14 protein-coding genes are annotated in these 16535 nt (G+C 68.0%); 11 read left to right on the plus strand and 3 right to left on the minus strand.

All coding sequences use genetic code 11. The annotated features are described in order from the left end of the window. Nucleotides 1-296: 296 nt before the first annotated feature. From OHZ10_RS24555 to OHZ10_RS24565, 3 genes are read left to right on the plus strand one after another with little or no spacing between them, the layout of a single operon-like run. A complete protein-coding gene (locus tag OHZ10_RS24555) occupies nt 297-986 on the plus strand; it encodes a DUF969 domain-containing protein (protein WP_174991922.1) in 690 nt (229 codons plus the stop codon). Then, the gene (locus OHZ10_RS24560) at nt 983-1933 is read left to right on the plus strand and encodes a DUF979 domain-containing protein (RefSeq protein WP_059237134.1); all 951 of its coding nucleotides are present in this window, start codon (nt 983-985) and stop codon (nt 1931-1933) included. The genes OHZ10_RS24555 and OHZ10_RS24560 overlap by 4 nt, the downstream gene beginning before the upstream one ends. A 12-nt stretch (nt 1934-1945) precedes the next feature. Then, nucleotides 1946-2968 carry a DUF2891 domain-containing protein gene (locus OHZ10_RS24565; protein WP_059237133.1) on the plus strand — a complete coding sequence of 341 codons (1023 nt, stop codon included), beginning with the start codon at nt 1946-1948 and terminating at the stop codon, nt 2966-2968. A 30-nt stretch (nt 2969-2998) separates the two neighbouring features. On the opposite strand, the gene OHZ10_RS24570 is transcribed toward OHZ10_RS24565, so the two are convergent. Both OHZ10_RS24570 and OHZ10_RS24575 read right to left on the minus strand, forming a co-directional pair. Continuing rightward, nucleotides 2999-3457, minus strand: a complete 459-nt coding sequence (locus OHZ10_RS24570) for an SRPBCC domain-containing protein (RefSeq protein WP_342705947.1) — start codon at nt 3455-3457, stop codon at nt 2999-3001. Next, the gene (locus OHZ10_RS24575) at nt 3454-3822 is read right to left on the minus strand and encodes an ArsR/SmtB family transcription factor (RefSeq protein ID WP_059237131.1); all 369 of its coding nucleotides are present in this window, start codon (nt 3820-3822) and stop codon (nt 3454-3456) included. Before OHZ10_RS24575 ends, OHZ10_RS24570 begins: the two co-directional genes overlap by 4 nt. Nucleotides 3823-3904: 82 nt before the next feature. Between OHZ10_RS24575 and OHZ10_RS24580 the strand changes: the two genes are divergently transcribed. Together OHZ10_RS24580 and OHZ10_RS24585 are read left to right on the plus strand one after the other, a co-directional pair. Then, entirely contained in the window at nt 3905-4528 is a 624-nt protein-coding gene (locus OHZ10_RS24580; RefSeq protein ID WP_342705948.1) for an FMN-dependent NADH-azoreductase, read from the plus strand. Nucleotides 4529-4730: 202 nt separating this feature from the next. Then, nucleotides 4731-5054, plus strand: coding sequence for a hypothetical protein (locus OHZ10_RS24585; RefSeq protein WP_059237129.1), 324 nt, complete (start codon nt 4731-4733; stop codon nt 5052-5054). Between the two features lie 23 nt (nt 5055-5077). Here the strand turns inward: OHZ10_RS24585 and OHZ10_RS24590 are convergent, their stop codons facing one another. Beyond that, nucleotides 5078-5902 (minus strand): IclR family transcriptional regulator, encoded by an 825-nt coding sequence (locus OHZ10_RS24590; RefSeq protein WP_059237128.1) that lies wholly within the window; start codon nt 5900-5902, stop codon nt 5078-5080. Nucleotides 5903-6089: 187 nt separating this feature from the next. Here OHZ10_RS24590 and OHZ10_RS24595 point away from each other — a divergent pair, with 187 nt between their 5' ends. The 6 genes from OHZ10_RS24595 to OHZ10_RS24620 all read left to right on the plus strand — a co-directional run bounded on the left by OHZ10_RS24595 (nt 6090) and on the right by OHZ10_RS24620 (nt 16513). After that, the gene (locus tag OHZ10_RS24595) at nt 6090-7745 is read left to right on the plus strand and encodes a choline dehydrogenase (RefSeq protein WP_340625110.1); all 1656 of its coding nucleotides are present in this window, start codon (nt 6090-6092) and stop codon (nt 7743-7745) included. 119 nt (nt 7746-7864) lie between these two features. Then, the gene (locus tag OHZ10_RS24600) at nt 7865-9169 is read left to right on the plus strand and encodes an MFS transporter (protein ID WP_174991916.1); all 1305 of its coding nucleotides are present in this window, start codon (nt 7865-7867) and stop codon (nt 9167-9169) included. Nucleotides 9170-9569: 400 nt separating this feature from the next. After that, nucleotides 9570-10985, plus strand: coding sequence for an NAD(P)/FAD-dependent oxidoreductase (locus OHZ10_RS24605; protein WP_174991915.1), 1416 nt, complete (start codon nt 9570-9572; stop codon nt 10983-10985). Nucleotides 10986-11163: 178 nt separating this feature from the next. Continuing rightward, entirely contained in the window at nt 11164-12588 is a 1425-nt protein-coding gene (locus tag OHZ10_RS24610) for an amino acid permease (RefSeq protein WP_059237124.1), read from the plus strand. A gap of 225 nt (nt 12589-12813) precedes the next feature. Further along, nucleotides 12814-15750, plus strand: a complete 2937-nt coding sequence (locus tag OHZ10_RS24615) for a molybdopterin oxidoreductase family protein (RefSeq protein WP_174991914.1) — start codon at nt 12814-12816, stop codon at nt 15748-15750. A 16-nt stretch (nt 15751-15766) separates the two neighbouring features. Continuing rightward, nucleotides 15767-16513, plus strand: coding sequence for a 4Fe-4S dicluster domain-containing protein (locus OHZ10_RS24620; protein ID WP_059237122.1), 747 nt, complete (start codon nt 15767-15769; stop codon nt 16511-16513). The last annotated feature ends 22 nt before the right edge of the window (nt 16514-16535 follow it).

Raw genomic sequence — 16535 nt, forward strand, 5'->3', positions numbered from 1 at the left:
CGGCGCACCCCGGCTCCGCCATGCGCGGCGGCCCGTTGCAGGCTTCCCCGCTGCGCGGTGTCACGACCGGCGGCCAACGTGCCCGCGATGGCTGGCCCGCCATCGATTCGTCCAATGAAACACGGCCGACACATGGCCCCGGCACGGTGCTTGCACGCTTCAACGTTTACCCGATCCGGCAAATTGTCGACTTTTTATCGATAAAGTCTCGTGTTAGATTTCGCCGTCCGAGCCCGGTCGAAACCGGGCCGGCAGCGCGTTGCCTGGGTGGCGCGCATCCGACACAAGGAGGGGAAATGCTGGTGCTGATTGGGGTGCCGATCGTCGTGATCGGTTTCGCGCTGCGCTTCAATGCGCTGCTGGTGGTCACGATCGCGGGGCTCGCGACGGGGCTCGCGGGCGGGCTGAATCTTGTCGACATCGTCAGTGCGTTCGGCAAGGCGTTCACCGAAAACCGCTACATGGGGCTGATCTGGCTGACGCTGCCGGTGATCGCGCTGCTCGAGCGCAACGGGCTCAAGGAGCAGGCGAAGCGGATGATCTCGCGCGTGCAGGCGGCGACCACCGGCCGCGTGCTGATGCTGTACTTCGTGCTGCGCCAGGCCACGGCCGCGCTCGGCCTGACGTCGCTCGGCGGCCACGCGCAGATGGTGCGGCCGCTGATCGCGCCGATGGCCGAAGCCGCGGCCGTCAGCCGGCACGGCGAGCTGCCGGAGTCGGTCCGCCAGCAGATCCGCGCGCATGCGTCGGGCGTCGACAACGTCGCCGTGTTCTTCGGCGAGGACATCTTCATCGCGATCCAGTCGATCCTGCTGATCAAGGGTTTTCTCGAACAGAACGGGATCTCGATCGAGCCGCTGCAGCTGTCGGTGTGGGCGATCCCGACCGCGATCGCCGCGCTGCTGATCCACTGCACGCGCCTCGCGCTGCTCGACCGCCGGCTGACGCGCGGCTTCGGCCTGGTGAAGCAGGGGGGCGCGCGATGATCGGCCTCGAATCGCTGTACACGCTCGCGGGGCTGATGTTCGCCGCGTTCGCGTGCTTCAACCTGACGGACCGCACGAACCCGCGCCGGGTCGTCAATTTCGCGTTCTGGGCGATCTATGCGGTCACGTTCCTGTTCGGCGCGCTGCTGCCGCATTTCGTGACGGGCTGCCTCGCGATCGCGCTGGCGGTGATCGCCGGCTCCGGCAAGCTCGGGCGCGGCAAGTCCGACGAGGCCGGTGAAGCGGCGGCCGCGCGGCGCGAGACGTTCGCGCAGCGTTTCGGCAACCGGCTGTTCCTGCCCGCGCTGCTGATTCCGGTCGTCACGCTGATCGGCACGTTCGCACTCAAGCACGTCCCGTTCGTCGAAGCGAAGAGCGTGACGCTGATCTCGCTCGTGCTCGGCACGATCGTCGCGTTCGTGGTCGCGCTCGCGATGCTGCGCGATTCGCCCGTGCATGCGGTGAAGGAAGCGCGCCACACGATGGACGCGGTCGGCTGGGCCGCGATCCTGCCGCAGATGCTCGCGGCGCTCGGTGCGCTGTTCGCGGTCGCGGGCGTCGGCGGCGTGGTGTCGGGGCTCGTGAGGGAATGGGTGCCGATCGATTCGCCGTTCGCGGTGGTGGCGGCGTACACCATCGGCATGGCGCTGTTCACGATGATCATGGGCAACGGCTTCGCCGCATTTCCCGTGATGACGGCCGGCATCGGCCTGCCGCTGATCGTCCACCAGTTCCACGGCAACCCGGCGATCGTCGGCGCGATCGGGATGCTGAGCGGCTTCTGCGGTACGCTGATGACGCCGATGGCCGCGAACTTCAACATCGTGCCGGCGGCGCTGCTCGAACTGAAGGACAAGAACGGCGTGATCAAGGCGCAGTGGCCGACAGCCGTGCTGCTGCTCGCGGTGAACACGCTGCTGATGTATGCGTTCGTATTCCGCTTCTGACGAGATGCCCACATGACCGACCGACTTACCCCCGAACTCGCCTCGACATTCGCGTCGCTCGCGCTCGCGCACCTGACCCGCGAATATCCGAACAAGCTCACGCATTCACTCGAAGGGCCGCACGACGTGCAGGGGCCGCGCGCGCTGCACCCGATCTTCTACGGCAGCTACGACTGGCACTCGTGCGTGCACGGCTACTGGCTCGTGCTGAGCGTGCTCGAGCGCTACCCGGCATTGCCGGAGGCCGAGCGCATCGTCGCGACCGTCGATGCGCATTTCACCGACGCGAACGTCGCCGGCGAACGCGCGTATCTCGCGCTGCCGCACAACAGCGGCTTCGAGCGGCCATACGGCTGGGCGTGGCTGCTCGCGCTATCCGCGCAGCTCGAGCGGCTCGCGCTGAAGGGCGCGCTGCCGCAGGCCGCGCGCTGGGCGAAGACGATGGCGCCGCTCACCGACCTGTTCGTGTCGCGCTTCGAGACCTTCCTGCCGAAAGCGACGTATCCGCTGCGCGTGGGGACGCACTTCAACACCGCGTTCGCGCTGGCGCTCACGCTCGATTTCGCACGCGATACGCAGCGCGACGGGCTCGCGGCGCTGATCGTCGATACCGCGAAGCGCTGGCACCTGAACGACGTCGCGTGCCAGGCGTGGGAGCCGTCGGGCGACGAATTCCTGTCGCCCGCGCTGATGGAAGCCGAGCTGATGCGACGCGTGCTGCCGGCAGCCGAATTCGACGGCTGGTTCGCGCGCTTCCTGCCCGACCTCGCGCGCGGCGAGCCGGCAACGCTGTTCGAACCGGCGACGGTCAGCGATCGCAGCGACGGCAAGATCGCGCACCTCGACGGGCTGAACCTGAGCCGCGCGTGGTGCCAGCGCGCACTGGCCGGCGCGCTGCCGGAAGGCGATGCACGACGCGCGAAGCTGCTCGACGCGGCCGACCGGCACCTCGCGAGCGCGCTCGCGCACGTGGCCGGCGACTACATGGGCGAGCACTGGCTCGCGACGTTCGCGCTGCTCGCGCTCGACGCGTAGCGCGGGCGGGAAGGGCCGCGGCCCGGCGGTTCAGGTCCGCGGCCGCGCAATCGTGTCGTCGCCCGGCGACTGTAGCGACACGTCGAGTTTGTCCAGCATTTGCCGCCAGCCGATCGAGACGCCTTTGGGCGCAAGCTCGGACGGTACGCGCTCATGCGTCAGCACGAGTTCGCACAGGCCGTCGCGGTCGAACAGATCGATCGTGACGAGCGTTTCCTGCTGGTTCATGTAGGAGGACTGCCACGTGAATACCAGCTTCGACGGGCGCTCCAGCACCCGGTATTCGCCGGAGTGTGTGTACTCGATGCGCGACGAGCGCATGACGATGTGAAAGCGTCCGCCGACGCGCGGCTCCAGCATCGCGTCGCAATGCGTCATCGTGCCGGGCAGCATCCACGCGCACAGGCCGTCCGCGTCCAGCCATGCGTCGAACACGTCGTCGCGCGACGCATGAAGCAGCTTGCGGACCATGATCGCATGACCGCTCATGACTGGGGCGGCTTCTGTTTTCGCTTGGCGGCGAGATGCCGGTCGAGCGCGTCGAGCCGCTCGCCCCAGAACTCGGCGTAATGGTCGAGCCACTGCTGGACTTCCTTGAGATTTGCCGCGTCGAGCTGGCACGCGTGCTCGCGCCCCCGGATTTCGCGGCGGATCAGCCCCGCCTTCTCGAGCGTCTTGACGTGCTTGGAGATCGCATTGAGGCTCACGCCGTACGGCGCCGCCAACTCGCCCACGGTCAGGCTGCCGTCGCGCAGCCGTCCGAGTATCGACCGCCGGGTCGGATCGGCAAGCGCGCTGAAGATGGCGTCCAGCCTGTCGGGCGAACGATCGTGTGGATTCGTGGAGAGACTCATGGCGGCATTATATTCAACCCAAAGGTTGACAGTCAACCTTTGGGTTGAATAACATCGGATCGCTTTCAACCGGAGAATTCCGATGTTCAAGTTATTGCAAATCGATTCGAGCCCAATGGGCGATGCGTCCGTTTCGCGCCAACTGACGCAGGCGTATGCGCGTAACTGGCTGCGCGCGCATCCCGGCGGGCGCGTCGTGGAACGGGATCTGTGTCGCATTGCGATGCCGCCGATCGACGCGGCGTGGATCGCGGCGAACTTCACGCCGCCGGACCTGCGTACCGGGCAGCAAAACGAGATGCTGGCATTGTCGACGACGTTCACGACCGAGCTGCGCGACGCCGACGAATACGTGATCGGCGTGCCGATGCACAACTGGGGGCCGTCCGCGCACTTCAAGCTCTGGCTCGATCACATCGTCAGGCAAGGGGAGACGATCGAAACGACGTCGTCCGGGCCGCGCGGGTTGCTCGGCGGGCGATGCGCGACCTTCGTGATCGCGGCGGGAGGGTTCTACGGGCCGGGCGCGGAGCGGGCGCAGCGCAATTTCCTCGAGCCGTGGCTGCGAACGCTGTTCGGTTATCTGGGCGTAACGGACATGCGTTTCGTGATGGCGGACGGGGCAGCGGACGTGTTCACCGGCAAGACCGATAGCGCGGCGTTTCTCGCGCCGCACCTCGACGCGGTGCACGCGTTGTTCGCGTAGTCGACCGGCATCTCGCGCGCACTCGCGCACGTGGCCGGCGACGGCACGGGCGAGCGCTGGCGCGCGACGTTCGCGCCGGGCGCGCAGCGCGCGAAACCCCGTCGGCGGCAAGGTCTTCGGCGCGCGGCTATACTCGCCGCTCGGGCCGTTTCGCGCTGCATGCGTTGCGCGAAACGGCCATCCGCCAGTTCGCCGCCTCGCCATGGACAAGCTCATTTCCTACGTCGCCGCGATCCACGGGCTCGCCGGGCCGGTGCAGATCGTGTCGCACGCGACGTCGCACGACCGCTGGACCGACGACGAGGTCGAGGTCACGCGCGACGAAACCGAATACCGTTTCGACAACGGCGCGATCGTGCGCCGCTCGGTCGAGCAGGACCGCGCGCCGTCCGACCTGCTGTGCGCCGAATGCTGGATCGACTACGACGTGCTCCATCATCCCGATGCGCAGCCGATCAGCCCGTCGCGGCTGACATTCGACAACGCGTGCCGCGAAACCTTCTGGCTGCGCTACCACCTCGCATGAAGCGGTGAGCGCGTGCGGCCGCCTCAGCCCGGCGGCACGCCGTCGGCCCCATGCAGCAGCGGCGCGAGCCGCGTGGCCGCGTCGCGCATCTTCGGCACGTTCTCCAGCAGGTCGTTGAGCGTCGCACGCGCGGTCGGCGCATGCACGGCGAGCGCCGCGAGCACGCGGCCGCTCGCGGCATCCTTCACCGGCACCGCGACGGCCACCATTCCGCGCACGAATTCCTCGTTGTCGATTCCGACGCCACGCGCGGCGAGCCGGTCGAGCTCGGCCGCGAGCAACTGCGCATCGGTCAGCGTCCGGTAGGTCATCTTCTTCAGCGTGAGCCGCGCCAGCATCGCGTTGCGCTCCAGCGCATTCATCTGCGACAGGAACAGCTTGCCGCTCGCCGTGCAATGCAGCGGCACGCGCATGCCGGGCCGCATCTCGAGCCGCAGCGGCTCGGTCGTCTCGACGCGTTCGACGTACAGCACCGTGTCGCCGTCGAGCGCGGTGAGGTTGCAGGTCTCGCCGAGCACGTCGACGAGCGCGCGCAGCACCGACCGGCAACCACGCGTGAACGTGTTGTTCGACAGTGCCGCGAGCGCGAACTGCGCGGCGCGCGGCCCGAGCGCGATGCCGCGGTCGTGGCCGCGCGAGTCGGGCATGTGGATCACGTAGCCGCGCGTTTCGAGCGATTCGATCAGCCGCAGCAGCGTCGCCTTCGGGATGTGCAGCCGCGCGGCGAGCTGCGACAGCGTGTAGGGCTGCCCGGCCGAGGCCAGTGCTTCGAGCACGGCGAGCGCACGCAGCACGCGTGCGTCGTCGGCGGGCGCGCCATCGGGCGGCGCGGGGGCGGTGTCGCGCATGTGTCTCCTCCGTCGGGATCGGCGTGCGTCCCGGGATGGTCGTGTCCGGCAGAAATGAAACGAATTGAACGGTTTTTGTACCACATTCACGGCACGGACAATAAATCGGCTTGTACGCGCTTCGTGTGCTCCATAAATTTGGACGAAACATACCGGATTTTTCTCATACCCGGAACGGAGACACGGAATGACACGCAGCTTCGACTATGTCGTGGTCGGCGCGGGATCGGCCGGTTGCGTCCTCGCCAACCGGCTGTCCGACGGCGGCCGCCACACGGTGTGCCTGCTGGAGGCCGGCCCCGCCGACAACTACATGTGGATCCATGTGCCGATCGGCTATGGCAAGACGATGTTCCACCCGATCTACAACTGGGGCTTCCATACCGATCCCGACCCGAACATGCACAACCGCCGCCTGTACTGGCCGCGCGGCCGCACGCTCGGCGGCAGCAGCTCGATCAACGGGCTGATCTACGTGCGCGGGCAGCAGCAGGACTACGATCACTGGGCCGCGCTCGGCAATCGCGGCTGGAGCTGGCGCGAGTGCCTGCCGTATTTCCGGCGGCTCGAACACAACACGCTCGGCGACGGGCCGACGCGCGGCACCGGCGGCCCGCTGTGGGCGTCGGCGATCCGGCAGCGCCATGAACTCGTCGATGCGTTCGTCGCCGCGTCGAACCGGCTCGGCGTGCGCACGGTCGACGATTTCAACACGGGCGACCAGGAGGGCGTCGGCTACTACCAGCTCACGACGCGCAACGGGCTGCGCTGTTCGACGGCCGTCGCGTACCTGAAGCCCGCGCGCGGGCGGCCGAACCTGCACATCGAAACCGATGCGCAGGCGCTGAAGGTGCTGTTCGACGGCGCGCAGGCGTCCGGCGTGCGCTACGTGCAGCACGGCAAGGTGCACGAGGTGCGGGCGCTGCGCGAGGTGATCCTCGCGGCCGGGGCACTGCAGTCGCCGCAGCTGCTGCAGGTGTCGGGCGTCGGGCCGGCCGCGCTGCTGGACCGGCACGGGATTCCGGTCGTTGCCGATCGCAAGGGCGTCGGCGAGAACCTGCAGGATCATCTGCAGGTGCGATTGATCTACGAGGTGACGAAGCCGATCACGACCAACGACGCGCTGCATTCGTGGGTCGGCCGCGCGAAGATGGGGCTGCAATGGGCGCTGTTCCGCGGCGGCCCGCTCGCGATCGGCATCAACCAGGGCGGCATGTTCTGCCGCGCATTGCCGGACGAATCGGCGACGCCCGACATCCAGTTCCATTTCTCGACGCTGTCGGCCGATTCGGCCGGCGGCAGCGTGCATCCGTTTCCGGGCTGCACGTATTCGATCTGCCAGTTGCGGCCCGAATCGCGCGGCACCGTGCGGATCCGCAGCGACGATGCGCGCGACGCGCCGTCGATCCAGCCGAATTATCTCGATACCGAGCGCGACCGCCGCACGACGGTGGCCGGCGTGCGCTTCGCGCGCCGCGTCGCGGCCACCGAGCCGATGGCGCCGCTGATGAAGCGCGAGGTGCGGCCCGGCGCCGACGCGCGGACCGACGACGAACTGCTCGAGTTCTGCCGCGAATACGGCCAGACGATCTTCCATCCGTCCGGCACGGCGAAAATGGGTGTCGCGAGCGATCCGCTCGCGGTCGTCGACGAGCGGTTGCGCGTGTACGGCACGCGCGGGCTGCGCGTGGTCGACTGCTCGATCATGCCGACGCTCGTATCGGGCAATACCAACGTGCCGATCGTGATGGTCGCCGAGAAGGCGTCCGACATGATTCTCGAGGACGCGCGCGAGGCCGATCGCGGCCGCAGCGTCGCGCCGGCCGCCGAGGCAGTCGCGTAGGACAGGGCGCCCGCGCGGCCCGTGCTCCTGCGCCCGGACGGCCGCCGCGCGCTCATCGATGCCCCCGCCGGCACGGCGCCGGGGCAGGTTGCGGCGCATCCTTACCTGGAGAAGCTCGCATGGCAATCGATTCCCGGGTCGTCCGACGCGTGGCCGCGGCCAGCGTGATCGGCGCGACCGTCGAGTGGTACGACTTTTTCCTGTACGGCGTGGTCGCCGGCATCGTGTTCGACAAACAGTACTTTCCGGCGGACGACGCGTTCGTGTCGACGATGCTCGCGTATGCGACGTTCGCGGTCGGCTTCGTCACGCGGCCGCTCGGCGGCCTGCTGTTCGGCCATCTCGGCGATCGCGTCGGGCGCAAGTCCGCGCTGATCCTGACGATGCTGATCATGGGCGTGTCGACGGCCGGCGTCGCGTTCCTGCCGACCTACGCGCAGATCGGCATGTGGGCGCCGGTGCTGCTGCTGACGCTGCGCGTGCTGCAGGGCATCGGCCTGGGCGGCGAGTGGGGCGGCGCGGTGCTGATGGCGTACGAATATGCGCCGCCGCACCGGCGCGGGCTGTATGCGAGCCTGCCGCAGATCGGCCTTGCGATCGGGCTGTGCCTTGCGGCCGGCGTCGTCGCGCTGCTGTCGCGCGTGCTGCCGGACGCCGCGTTCCTCGCGTGGGGCTGGCGCGTCGCGTTCGCGGCGTCGCTGCTGCTCGTGGCGGTCGGCTTCTACATCCGCACGCGGGTGGCCGATACGCCCGAGTTCGTCGCGCTCAAGCGTCAGCGGCGCGACACGAAGCTGCCGGTCGTCGAGCTGCTCGCCAACTACCGGCAGGCGATCCTGCTCGGGATGGGGGCGCGTTACATCGACGGCGTGTTCTTCAACGTGTTCGCGGTGTTCTCGATCGGCTACATGACGCGCAACCTGTCGATCTCGCGCGGCGACGCGCTGCTCGGCGTGATGAGCGCGGCCGTCGTGATGTGCGTGTTCATCCCGGTGTTCGGCGGCCTGTCGGACCGGCTGGGCCGTGCGCGCGTGTACCGGTGGGGCGCGACGCTGTGCGGGTTGTCGGTGCTGCCCGCGTTCTGGCTGCTGCAGACGCAGTCGACGAACCTGCCCGCCGTGTGGCTCGCGCTGGTGATCCCGTTCGGGATCTTCTATGCGATGGCGTACGGGCCGGAAGCCGCGCTGTTCGCGGAGCTGTTCGACGCGAACGTGCGTTACACGGGCATTTCGTTCGTCTACCAGGTGTCGGGCATCTTCGCGAGCGGCCTCACGCCGATCGTTGCAACCGCGCTGCTGCGCGTGAACGGCGGCGCGCCCTGGCTCGTCGGGGTTTACGTGATGTTGTCTGCACTCCTGTCGATCGTGTCCGCGCGGGCGATCGAGAAACGCGGCAACCTGACCGGCGTCGCGGTGCGCGCGACGTGACGTTGCGCCGGGCGGGGCGGCGCGGCGCGCGGGGTCGTATCGGCGAACCGGTCGCCAGCGGCTCCGCGCGCCGCGCTGCCGTTCGCCGCCGGTCGCCCCGCGTTGGTTCGTATTGCCCGCCGCGCTGGTCCGCCCGCGGGCCCCGCACGCTGGTCCAAGCGAATGCGGTCCACTGGACCTACCTGCGAAAAATCGGCCTGCCTACACTTGCCTCGACAGATCGCCGCATTGAAGCATCTGCACACGATCGACCCGAAGAGCACGATCAGGAGACAGGCATGACCTACAGGCAGTCGGCAGCATTCGCCCGCGCGGCGGGCACGCGCCCCGCATCAGTCAGTCCAATCGCCTCGCGCGCCCGTTGCGGCGCAACAGGCACGCTCGTGTCGGAGGGCTGATCATGTCGACCCGTTCCATCGAAGGCACCGCGAGCGGCTTTGCCGGCGCCCGGCCGAACGATACGCGTTACGACCCGACCTACGATCCGCTCGTGTCGCCGGGCCCCGGGTGCGGCAAGCAGTACGCGCCGACCTACTGGGTCGCGACGGCCGGCACCCCGCCGCCCGACGACGGCCCCGTCACGCGCGATCTCGATGTCGACGTCGCGATCATCGGCGCCGGCTACACGGGCCTCGCAACCGCGCTGTGCCTCGCGCGGGATCACGGCATCAAGGCCGTCGTGCTCGAGGCCAACCGCACGAGCTGGGGCTGCAGCAGCCGCAACGGCGGGCAGGGGCAGAACGCGTCGGGCCGGCTGTCGCGCTCGCAGTGGATCGAACGCTGGGGCAAGGACGTTGCGCTGAAGATGCACGACGAGATCCTCGAGGGCTTCGAGCACTTCAAGTCGCTCGTGTCGGAAATCGACTGCGAACCGCAGCCGGGCGGCCATTTCCTGATCGCGCATCGCCCGCGCATCATGGCGAAGCTCGCGGCCGAGGCGAAGGTGTGGAAGGACGTGTTCGGCTATCCGTCCGAACTGCTGAGCGCGGAGACGTTCCGCCGCGAATTCATCGACGACCACGAGGCGGCCGGCGCGCTGCACGAGCCGGAAGGCATCGGCATCCATGCGCTGAAGCTCGCATTCGGCTACCTGCGGCTCGCCCGCGAAGCCGGCGCGAAGGTGCATACGAGCAGCCCGGTGCTCGGTTTCGAGACGATCGACGGCGTCCATCATCTGCGTACGCCGGGCGGCGTCGTGCGGGCCCGTGCGGTCGGCATCGCGACCGGCGCGTACACCGCGCAGACGCTGCATCCGTCGCTGCGCAGCAAGGTGATGCCGATCCTGTCGAATTCGATGGTCACGCGGCCGCTCACCGACGCCGAGATCGACGCGTGCAATTTCCGCACGACGCAGGTGCTGACCGATACGCGCACGCTGCGCTTCTACTACCGGTTCCTGCCCGATCGCCGCCTGCAGATCGGCAGCCGCAGCGCGATCACCGGCGACGATGCGCCGAACCCGCGCCATTTCGAATTGCTGAAGGAAGGGATGGCGCGCAAGTTTCCCGCGCTGCGAGGCGTACAGATCGATTATTCGTGGTGGGGCTGGGTCGACGTGAGCCACGACATGATGCCGCGCGTGTGCCAGCCCGATCCGCGGCAGTCGGTGTACTACGCGCTCGGCTATGGCGGCAACGGCGTGTCGTACTCGCAGCAGGCCGGCCGGCGCCTTGCCGAGCAGATCGCGGGGAAGGGCGCACGCCAGACGCTGCCGATCTTCACGTCGCCGCTGCCGGGCCACCCGTTCGCACCGTTCCGGCGCCTCGGGCAGCGAATGCTCTACGTGTCGTACTTCAGGAACGACGAGAAACCCTGAACGCGGTGCATCCGGCCCGGCGCAGCGCGCTCGCACCGGGCCATCCAACACAAGAAAAGCAACGGAAATCCGTGCGGCCGGGGCTGCAGGCGCCCCTGCACGCGCCGTCGCCGGCGGCGCTCGCGTTCACCCGACGGTGATGCGCGGGCGGCGCCGGACAACTGGATATGGAGAAGACATGCAACCCTCGATGGAACAGAGTGACCTGAAATGTGGGCTCAAGCAGCGCCACATGACGATGATCGCGCTTGGCGGCGTGATCGGTGCCGGGCTGTTCGTCGGCAGCGGCGTGGTGATTCAGCAGACCGGGCCGGCCGCGATCCTGTCGTTTCTGATTACGGGCGGGCTGGTCGTGCTCGTGATGCGGATGCTCGGCGAGATGGCCTGTGCGATGCCGGCCGTCGGCTCGTTCTATGAATACGCGCGGCTCGCGTTCGGCAACTGGCGCGGGCCGGGCAAGATGGCGGGCTTCCTCACCGGCTGGATGTACTGGTATTTCTGGGTGATCGTCGTCGCGCTCGAAGCGGTGGCGGGCGCGAAGCTGATCCAGTTCTGGTTGCCCGACACGCCGGCCTGGATCATCAGTCTCGCGCTGCTGGTCGTGCTGACGCTCACGAACCTGATCTCGGTCGGCAGTTACGGCGAGTTCGAATTCTGGTTCTCGTCGATCAAGGTCGGCGCGATCATCGTGTTCCTGTTCCTCGGCGGCCTCTACGTGCTCGGCCTGTGGCCGGCGTCGATGCACACCACGGCCGTGCTGCCGACGCTGCTCGGCCACGGCGGCTTCATGCCGCTCGGCATCGGGCCGGTGATGAGCGGGGCGGTCGCGGCCACCGGGTTCTACTTCGGCGCCGAGATCGTGACGATCGCGGCGGCCGAGGCGAAGGAGCCGGCCAAGGCCGTTGCGAAGGCAACCAACTCGGTGATTACGCGCGTGCTGGTGTTCTACGTCGGGTCGGTCGCGCTCGTCGTCGCGCTGGTGCCGTGGAATTCCGCGCAGATGGCCACGCCGTACGTGAGCGCGCTGGAAGTGATGGGCCTGCCGGCCGCCGCCAACGTGATGAACGCGATCGTGCTGACGGCCGTGCTGTCCGCGCTCAACTCGGGCCTGTATGCGGCATCGCGAATGCTGTTCGCGCTGACCCGCCACGGCGACGCGCCGGCCGCGCTCGCGAAGGTCAACAAGCGCGGCGTGCCGGTGCGCGCGATCCTGCTCGGCACGGTGTTCGGCTACGCGTCGGTGGTGATGTCGTACGTGTCGCCCGACACCGTGTTCGCGTTCCTCGTCAATTCGTACGGCACCGTCGCGCTGTTCGTGTACGTGCTGATCGCGTTCTCGCAACTGCGCCTGCGCAAGCGTCTCGACCCGGTGGCCGCCAGCAAGCTGCGCGTCAAGATGTGGGCGTATCCGTACCTGACCTGGGTCGCGATCGTCGGCATGATCGGCATTCTCGTCGCGATGGCGTTCATCCCGGACCAGCGCAAGCCGTTGTGGCTCGGCGTCGCGAGCCTCGGCGTGCTGGTCGTCGCATACGGGCTGACGCGCCGCAGCCGTCGCGAGCATCTCGACGACAGCGAACTGCTTGCGTATCCGCCGCGGTAACGGGCGGTAACGCATGACGCCGAAGGCCCGGTGCGCGCGCCGGGCCTTCGCGCGTGCAGATCCGGCGGGCGATCCGATGGATGTCGCGGCCAACTATCAGGCCGCCCGATAGGACCGATCGGAGGATGCGACTTTATGTCGGCCGCCTGCCGGCATAGCATGGATGAACCGATTCACGGGTGCGCCCCGGCGGGGCGCACCGTCATCCGCGAACGAGGACAGACGATGGAACATCGGGCACGCGAGCGCGACGAGCAGGCCGACATCAAGACCACGACGTGCTACATGTGCGCATGCCGCTGCGGCATCCGCGTACACCTGCGCGACGGTGAAGTGCGCTATATCGACGGCAATCCGCAGCATCCGCTGAACCAGGGCGTCATCTGCGCGAAAGGTTCGTCGGGAATCATGAAGCAGTATTCGCCCGCGCGGCTCACGCAGCCGCTGATGCGCAAGCCGGGCGCCGAACGCGGCGATGCCCAGTTCGAGCCGGTGTCGTGGGAGGTCGCGTTCGACGTGCTCGAAAAGCGCCTGTCGCACCTGCGCGCGACCGACCCGAAGCGCTTCGCGCTGTTCACGGGCCGCGACCAGATGCAGGCCCTCACGGGCCTGTTCGCGAAACAGTTCGGCACGCCGAACTATGCGGCGCACGGCGGGTTCTGCTCGGCGAACATGGCGGCCGGGATGATCTATACGATCGGCGGCTCGTTCTGGGAATTCGGCGGCCCCGACCTCGACAACGCGAAGCTGTTCTTCATGATCGGCACCGCGGAGGATCACCATTCGAATCCGCTGAAGATCGCACTCGGCAAGTTCAAGCGCGCGGGCGGCCGTTTCATCGCGATCAATCCGGTGCGCACCGGTTACGCGGCGATTGCCGACGAGTGGATTCCGATCCGCCCGGGCACCGACGGCGCGCTGTTCATGGCGCTGATGCACGAGCTGATCGCGCGCGACGCGTTCGACATGGAATTCGTGTCTCGCTTCACGAACGCGGGCGAGCTGATCGACCTGCGTGCCGATGCCGACACGTCCGGGCTGTTCGTGCGCGATGCCGATGCGCCGGAGGTCAACCCGCTGTATCCGCAGAACCGGATGTGGTGGGACACGAAGACGAACCGCGCGGTGCTGCACCACACGGATGGCGCCGAGCCTGCGCTCGACGGCCGCTACACGCTCGACGACGGCACGCCGGTTGCGCCGTCGTTCACGCTGCTGCGCGAACAGGTGGCCGATTGCACGCCCGAATGGGCGGCCGACATCACCGGCATCGCGGCGGATACGATCCGCCGCCTCGCCCGCGAGATGGAAACGGTCGCGCGCGCGCACGCGATCGAATTGCCGGTGCGATGGACCGATTCGTGGGGCAAGGAACATGCGACGGTGAAGGGCGTGCCGATCGCGTTCCATGCAATGCGCGGGCTCGCCGCGCACTCGAACGGCTTTCAGACGATTCGTGCGCTCGCGGTGCTGATGTCGCTGCTCGGCACGATCGACCGGCCGGGCGGCTTTCGCCACAAGGCGCCGTATCCGCGCGCGGTGCCGCCGTCGGCGAAACCGCCGAACGATCCCGACCAGATCAAGCCGAACACGCCGCTCGCGACCGGCCCGCTCGGCTGGCCGGCCGGCCCCGAGGATCTGTTCGTCCATCCGGACGGCACGCCCGCGCGGCTCGACAAGGCATTCTCGTGGGAATACCCGCTCGCGGTGCACGGACTGATGCATTCGGTGATCACCAATGCGTGGCGCGGCGATCCCTATCCGATCGATACGCTGCTGATCTTCATGGCCAACATGGCGTGGAATTCGTCGATGAATACGACGGAAGTGCGCAAGATGCTGGTCGACAAGCGCGACGACGGTGAGTACCGGATCCCGTTCCTGGTCGTGTGCGATGCGTTCGCGTCGGAGATGACGGCGTTCGCCGACCTGATCCTGCCCGACACGACTTACCTCGAACGGCACGACGTGATGTCGGTGCTCGACCGGCCGATTTCCGAATTCGACGGGCCGGTCGATTCGGTACGGGTGCCCGTCGTGCCGCCGACCGGCGAATGCAAACCGTTCCAGGAAGTGCTGATCGAGCTGGCGAGCCGGCTGAAGTTTCCGGCCTTCACGACCGCGGACGGGCAGCGCAAGTACCGCGACTATCCGGATTTCGTCATCAACTTCCAGACCGCGCCGAATTCGGGCACCGGCTTCCTGATCGGCTGGCGCGGCAAGGACGGCGACAAGGCCGTCGTCGGCGAGCCGAACCCCGACCAGTGGAAGCGTTACGCGGAGAACAACTGCGTGTACCACCACCGGTTGCCGGAGCCGCTGCAGTACATGCGCAACTGCAACGGCCCGTACATGCAGTGGGCGGTCGACAACGGCATGCGCAAGTTCGGTGTGCCGATCGTGATCCAGCTCTACTCGGACGTGATGCAGAAATTCCGGCTCGCTGCGCAGGGCCGCACGTCGGGCCGCCAGCCGCCCGACCATCTGCGCGAGCGCATCGCGCGCTATTTCGATCCGCTGCCGTTCTGGCACCGGTCGCTCGAAAGCGGGCTGACCGATGCGAACCGCTATCCGCTCGCGGCGATCACGCAGCGGCCGATGGCGATGTACCACTCGTGGGATTCGCAGAACGCGTGGCTGCGGCAGATCCACGGCGAGAACCACCTGTTCGTGAACCCGGTGACGGCCGCCGCGCAGCAGATCGACGACGGCGCGTGGATCTACGTCGAATCGCCGTGGGGCAAGGTACGCTGCCGTGCGCGCTACAGCGAGGCCGTCGAGCCCGGCACCGTGTGGACGTGGAACGCGATCGGCAAGGCGTCGGGCGCATGGAATCTCGGGCCGGACGCGGGCGAGTCGCAGCGCGGCTTCCTGCTCAACCACGTGATCACCGACGAGTTGCCGGATGCGGCGCGCGCCGGTGCGCGCATGTCGAACTCCGATCCGGTTACGGGGCAGGCCGGCTGGTACGACGTGCAGGTGCGGATCTATCCGGCCGAAGCCGATGCGGCGACGACGCTGCCGCAGTTCGCGCCGATGCCGGCGCTGCCCGGCACGCCGCGCGTGCTGCAGCGCGTGCAGGCGTATTTCGCGGGAACCGGCGCATTCGCCGCGCGGCTGCGGCGCGCGGCGTCGGCCGGCCCGACGTCCGACGATCGTTGAACGAAGGAGCAGAACCATGACCCAGATGGCCCTCGTCATCGACCTGAACGTGTGCGTCGGCTGCCATGCCTGCGTGACGAGCTGCAAGGAATGGAACACGTCGGGCGAAGCCGGCAGTCTCGCCGATATGCGTCCGTACGACGACGATCCGTCCGGCACGTTCTTCAATCGCGTGCAGACGTACGAAGCCGGCGTGTTTCCGATGACCGACACGATCCACTTCCCGAAGTCGTGCCTGCACTGCGAGGACCCGCCGTGCGTGCCCGTCTGCCCGACCGGCGCGAGCTACAAGCGCAAGTCGGACGGGATCGTGCTGGTCGATTACGACAAGTGCATCGGCTGCAAGTACTGCGCATGGGCGTGCCCGTACGGCGCACGCGAGCTCGACGAAGGCCGCAAGGAGATGACGAAGTGCACGCTGTGCGCGGACCGCATCGACAACGACGCGCTGCCGGAACGCGACCGCAAGCCGGCCTGCGTGCTCGCGTGCCCGACGTCGGCGCGGCTGTTCGGCGACGTGCACGATCCCGAATCGGACGTGTCGCGCGCGATCCGCGAACGCGGCGGCTATGCACTGATGCCCGAATGGGGCACGCGGCCGTCGAACCATTACCTGCCGCGCGTGAAGACCGAAGCGTCGTGCGGTTGCGGGAGCAGCGGCGGATGCGGCAGCGCGTCGGACGGACGCAACGAGGACGATTCGTTCGAGGCACGTGCGTCGCGCGGCGACATCGATCTCGTGTCGCTGGCGACGCCGCGCTGAGCGCGACGCATTTCATTCAGAA

Origin of the sequence: Burkholderia arboris (genome assembly GCF_038723655.1) — a bacterium.
GTDB classification, from domain to species: Bacteria; Pseudomonadota; Gammaproteobacteria; order Burkholderiales; family Burkholderiaceae; genus Burkholderia; species Burkholderia arboris.